At 65.3% G+C, this 5,453-nt stretch carries 4 protein-coding genes and 1 pseudogene; 3 read left to right on the top strand and 2 right to left on the bottom strand.

What is annotated here, in order from left to right; all coding sequences use genetic code 11:
• Both JHD07_RS23060 and JHD07_RS23055 read left to right on the top strand, forming a co-directional pair.
• Positions 1–219 (top strand): annotated as a pseudogene (locus JHD07_RS23060) (hypothetical protein); the annotation flags it as partial.
• Between the two features lie 168 nt (positions 220–387).
• A complete protein-coding gene (locus JHD07_RS23055) occupies positions 388–861 on the top strand; it encodes a secondary thiamine-phosphate synthase enzyme YjbQ (RefSeq protein WP_291626184.1) in 474 nt (157 codons plus the stop codon).
• A 64-nt stretch (positions 862–925) separates the two neighbouring features.
• Here JHD07_RS23055 and JHD07_RS23050 read toward each other — a convergent pair whose 3' ends face one another.
• Entirely contained in the window at positions 926–2,551 is a 1,626-nt protein-coding gene (locus JHD07_RS23050) for an MFS transporter (RefSeq protein WP_291626183.1), read from the bottom strand.
• A 343-nt stretch (positions 2,552–2,894) separates the two neighbouring features.
• Between JHD07_RS23050 and JHD07_RS23045 the strand changes: the two genes are divergently transcribed.
• On the top strand, positions 2,895–3,566 hold the full coding sequence (locus JHD07_RS23045; RefSeq protein ID WP_291626182.1) for a response regulator transcription factor: 672 nt from the start codon (positions 2,895–2,897) through the stop codon (positions 3,564–3,566).
• A 5-nt stretch (positions 3,567–3,571) separates the two neighbouring features.
• Here the strand turns inward: JHD07_RS23045 and JHD07_RS23040 are convergent.
• Positions 3,572–5,453: tetratricopeptide repeat protein (locus JHD07_RS23040; protein ID WP_291626181.1), on the bottom strand; the 1,882-nt coding region annotated here is incomplete at its 5' end.

The following is a 5,453-nucleotide window of genomic DNA, read 5'->3' as shown; positions in this document are numbered from 1 at the left end:
AAGATCGACGAGGCGCTGCCGAAATCCGACCCGCTGAAGAAGGCCGAGCCCAGAACCGCCGAAGGCGAGCCCAAGGCCGGTGGGAGCGAGCGCAAGATCGAGATCCCGCTGCCGAGCGACCAGGACGTCGATCGCATGATGTCGTTCCTGGAGAAGGCCTGGCGCCGGCTCATCGACATGGCCAATCGCGTGCAGAAGGACGTGTCGGGGAAGATCTGACGTGTGACGAGGTGCCGTAGGGTCAGCAAAGGCGCAACTGCGCCGTGCCCACGAATTTTTCCGTACGACAACAGACGCGTGGGCACGCTTCCGCCTTCGCTCTTCGAGCTATGGCGGACAAGCCGCTTTGCCCACCCTTCCGCAGTGTTCGATCAATCGAGACCTTTCATGACATCAGCCAGATCCGTCACCCGCTCGGCACCGACCACCGTGCAAGCCACGATCGTCACATCCTCACTGCTCACCGTGCAGACGCCGGGCCGCGGCTTCACCGATCTGACCAGCGAGGCCGCAAAATTCATCGCCGAGGCCCGCGCGCGCGACGGTGCGCTGACGCTGTTTGTCCGCCACACCTCGGCCTCGCTGACCATCCAGGAGAATGCAGACCCTTCCGTGCTGGTCGATCTCACCACGGCGCTGTCACGGCTCGCACCGGAGAACGCAGGGTGGACCCATGACACCGAAGGACCGGACGACATGCCGGCCCACGTCAAGACGATGTTGACCGGAGCCTCCCTCCATGTCCCGGTCCTGAGCGGCAGGCTCGCGCTCGGCACCTGGCAGGCGATCTATCTGATCGAGCACCGAACGCGCCCGCATCGCCGCGAGATCGTGCTGCAATTCATCGGCAGCAATCAGTAGACGCTCAAAACGAAACCGGCCGCGGAGACCGCGGCCGGTTGGTGTGATCGCTTGCTGTCGTCGATCAGTTCGCCTTGATGTCGACGTCCTTCGTCTCCGGCAGGAAGAAGAAGCCGATCACGACGGTAATCGAGGCGAAGATGATCGGGTACCAAAGGCCGGCATAGATATCGCCGGTGGAGGCCACGATGGCGAAGGCGGTGGCGGGCAGCAGGCCGCCGAACCAGCCGTTACCGATGTGGTAGGGCAGCGACATCGAGGTGTAGCGGATGCGGGTCGGGAACAGTTCGACCAGCATCGCCGCGATCGGGCCGTACACCATGGTGACGAACAGCACCAGGACGAACAGCAAGCCGACGATCGCCGCCACCTGCGGACGGAAAATGTCGAACGGATGCGACATCTTCACGATGGCGGCGTCACCCGCCTTCGGATAGCCGGCCGCCTGCACCGCGGCGAGAACCGCCGGGTTGCTGTCCTTGGCGTTGGCGTAGGGCACCTCCTTGCCGTTGACCACCACCTTCACGCCCGAGCCGGCCGGACCCGGCGCCGTCGTGTACCTGACGGACGATTGCGACAGGTAGGCGCGCGCCGTGTCGCAGGGCGCGGTGAAGACGCGTGTGCCGACCGGGTTGAACAGATCGCCGCAGCCGGCGGGATCGGCCACCACCTCGACCTTGACCGACTCGATCGCCTTCTCCAACGCCGGGTTGGCGTTGGACGTGATCATCTTGAAGATCGGGAAGAAGGTCAGCGCCGCGATCAGGCAGCCGCCGAGGATGATCGGCTTGCGGCCGATCTTGTCGGAGAGCGCACCGAACACGATGAAGAAGCCGGTGCCGAGCAGCAGCGACCAAGCAATCAGCAGGTTGGCGGTATAGCCGTCGACCTTCAAAATCGACTGCAGGAAGAACAGCGCGTAGAACTGGCCAGTGTACCAGACCACGCCCTGGCCCATCACGCCACCGAGCAGGGCGAGCAGCACGAGCTTGCCGTTCTGCCAGTTGCCGAAGGCCTCCGTCAGCGGCGCCTTCGAACCCTTGCCCTCTTCCTTCATCTTCTGGAAGACCGGCGATTCGTTCAGGCGAAGCCGGATCCAGACCGAGATGCCGAGCAGCAGCACCGAGACCAGGAACGGAATGCGCCAGCCCCACGCTGCGAATTCGGCCTCTCCGAGCGCTGTGCGGGTGAACAGAATCACCAGCAGCGACAGGAACAGGCCGAGGGTTGCCGTGGTCTGGATGAAGGAGGTGTAGAAGCCGCGCTTGCCGTTCGGCGCATGTTCCGCGACGTAGGTCGCCGCACCGCCATACTCACCGCCGAGCGCCAGGCCCTGGGCGAGGCGCAGCACGATCAGGATGATCGGGGCCGCGATGCCGATCGTGGCCGCGTTGGGCAGCAGGCCGACGATGAAGGTCGACAGGCCCATGATCAGGATGGTGACGAGGAAGGTGTATTTGCGGCCGACGATGTCGCCGACACGGCCGAACACGATGGCGCCGAACGGACGCACCAGGAAGCCCGCGGCAAACGCCAGCAGCGCGAAGATATCGCGCGTCGCTGGCGGATAGGCCGAGAAGAACTGTGCGCCGATGATGCCGGCCAGTGAGCCGTAGAGATAGAAGTCGTACCACTCGAAGACGGTACCGAGCGAGGAGGCGAGAATGACGAAACGTTCGTCCTTCGTCATACCTCCCGCGCGTGTTTCAGACACAGCCACTGTCGTCATGTTGAATCGCTCCCCAAAAATGCGTTTCCCTCGCGCCCCGGACGTCCGGACGTGCCGGATCGACCCAGGTCTTGGCCGCAAGGTAACATCGGCGTGAAACCCGCCCCAATACGACTTTCGGCCTTGCGCGCTGTCGCACCAGTGAGGTCGCGGTATCCGGGAGCGGCGCGCGGGCCATCAGGGCGGGGATTAACCCCTTTGCTGCAAAGGGATAATGTGCACTTGCATGCCACCGCGGCTCGGGGAAGAATTGACGCACCCCGGATCTGCTCGCCGGCCTGGCGCGAACGACAGCAAAAGAACGATGAACGCTCCAACGACTCATCTCGTCATCGCCGATGATCATCCCCTGTTCCGCGATGCGCTGCGGCAGGCGGTGGCGGGCGTTCTCCCGTCGGCCAGGATCGACGAGGCCGGATCCTTCGAGGATCTGACCAAGCTCCTGGAGCAGACGTCCGAGGTCGACCTCATCCTGCTTGACCTCTCGATGCCCGGGATCTCCGGCTTTTCCGGCCTGATCTATCTGCGCGCGCAATATCCGGCGATTCCGGTCGTGATCGTCTCGGCGTCCGACGACAGCGCCACGATCCGCCGCTCGCTCGACTTCGGTGCGTCCGGCTTCATCCCGAAGCGGTTCGGGGTCGAGACCTTGCGCGACGCCATTCTCAAGGTGATGGAGGGCGACGTCTGGGTTCCCGCCGACACCGACCTGTCGGCTGCGGCCGATCCCGACATGACGCGCCTGCGCGACCGCCTGGTGACGCTGACGCCGCAGCAGGTCCGGGTCCTGATGATGCTGTCGGAGGGCCTTCTCAACAAGCAGATCGCCTATGAGCTCGGCGTCTCCGAGGCCACCATCAAGGCCCATGTCTCGGCGATCCTGCAAAAGCTGGGCGTCGAGAGCCGGACGCAGGCGGTGATTGCGGCCGCAAAGATCGCCGGCGGCCAGTGGAATCAGGGTACGACGGCGGGGTGAGGTTGCTACAGTGTGGTCAGAAGCATGCTGGCCGCTCTGATATCCGCCGTATCGGAGCCCTCGGCAAAGCCCTCGAGCGCCGATTGCAGCCATCGCTTCGCCTCGTCGCGCTGCCCGCGTTCGGCAAGCAGCCCGGCGAGATCGATCGTGGCGCGCAGCTCCCAGGCGAGGGCGCCTTGGCGACGACTCAGATCCAGGGATTGCATGAAGTGGGCTTCTGCCGACTCGGCGTCGGGCTCCGGCAGCGACAACAGAACTCTGCCCTTCATCCGCAACAGCTCGGGCATGTAGAGATGATCGCCGCTCTGCTCGACGAGCCGGATCGCATCGTCGATCAGGCCCGCGCTCTGCTCGAACTGTCCAAGCGCCAGCAAGCCCTGAACCAGCGCGATGTTGAAGGTCGTGGTGAGCAGTTCGTAGCCGGCCTCGTGGAGCTCGCGCAGGCAAGCCCTGATCGTTTCGACGCCATGTGCGGCGTCTCCCCGCCGGATCGCAAGTTCGCCCTTCACGCCGCGGCCCACCATGAGATAGGGCCCCATCGATCGAGATTCGGCATGCGCGATGAACCGATCGATGCTCTGTTCCGCGCCGTCGAGATCGCCGTCCCAGAGCGAGATCGAGACTGCCCAGATCAACGCGATGCACAGCGTGATCGGATGCTCCATCAAGGCGGCCTCGGCCACACTCTGCTGCGCCAGCTGCCGCGCGTCCGCGGGCCGGCCCTGCAACCAGAGTTCGCGCGCCAGCGTGATGCCGGCCCGGTTGCGATGATCGAAGCCATGAATTGTGCTGATTCGTTCGGCGCCCGGCCCTTGCCATGCGACCTCCAGCATCTTCAACGCGTCGCGATGCTCGCCGGCCAGGTGGAGCGAAACTCCGAGGAGCGAATGGGCGAGAGCGATCGAGCCGGGATCGCCGAGCGACCTCGCGACCGCAAGGCTCTGCTGCGCATAGCCAAGCGCGGCGTCGAATTGTCCCATCCGTTCGTGGAAGATATGCATGCGGCCGAGCAGCTGGAGCTGGTTCGGCGCGTCGCCGCGCGCCTCGGCGATCGTAAGGCTCCTGCTCAAGGCCCTGCGCGCCGCATCGCTGCCCCCGCGCGTGAACATCAGGGTCAGCCCGAGGGCGGCCTGGATGTGCATTTCATCGGCGCTGCCGCGGGCGGACGGGGTCATCGCAAGCAGTGCCCGTTCCGACCAGCGCCGGCATTCGATTAAGAGGGACATCGCGAGGAAGATCGGCGCTGCCGCGGCAGCGAGCGCAATGCCGGTGTCGGCGTCGCCCCCCGCGCCAAAACACCAGTCCAGCGCGGCACGAACGTTGTGAAGCGCGGAGAAGTGGATCGCCCGTTCGTCCGCATTCGGCGTTGCCGCCCATGTGCTGCCGGCCTGCTCCAGCCATCGCCGGTAGTACGCCGCATGGCGGGCGGGGAGCGCGGCGTCGTCCGGCTCGATCTCGAGCAGATAGGCGCGCGTGGTATCGAGCAGACGGTAGCGCATCATCGCGCCGATCGGCCGCGGCGCGACCATCGATTTGGCGACGAGGCTGTCGATGGCACCGAACAGCTGGGAACGATCGGCGCGTTCGTCCGGCACGACCTCGAGTGCCGCGTCGATGGTGAAGTGGCCTACGAAGACCGCCAGCCTCCGCAACACGAGGCGCTCGACGTCGGACAGGAGCCCGTAGCTCCAGTCCAGTGTCGCCTGCAACGTCTTCTGCCGCGGCGGCGCGGTGCGTTGGCCCTGCCAGAGCAGATTGAGACGCTCGTCGAGCAGCGCGGCGGTTTGCTCGAGGCCGTAAGCTTCGACACGGCCGGCGGCGAGTTCGATCGCCAGAGCCATGCCGTCGAGCTTGCGGCAGATCCCCGCGATGATCGCGGCCTTGGCA

It is taken from the genome of Bradyrhizobium sp. (genome assembly GCF_016462955.1).
Taxonomy (GTDB): Bacteria; Pseudomonadota; Alphaproteobacteria; order Rhizobiales; family Xanthobacteraceae; genus Bradyrhizobium.
Note: the sequence above shows the minus strand (reverse complement) of the source record. Positions and strands in the feature narration are given on the sequence as shown.

What these genes read in the sequence shown, in the direction of transcription:
- JHD07_RS23045 (WP_291626182.1), top strand. Translation starts at nt 2,895, where the DNA reads ATGAACGCTCCAACGACTCATCTCGTCATCGCCGATGATCATCCCCTG.
- JHD07_RS23050 (WP_291626183.1), bottom strand. Translation starts at nt 2,551, where the DNA reads ATGACGAAGGACGAACGTTTCGTCATTCTCGCCTCCTCGCTCGGTACC.
- JHD07_RS23055 (WP_291626184.1), top strand. Translation starts at nt 388, where the DNA reads ATGACATCAGCCAGATCCGTCACCCGCTCGGCACCGACCACCGTGCAA.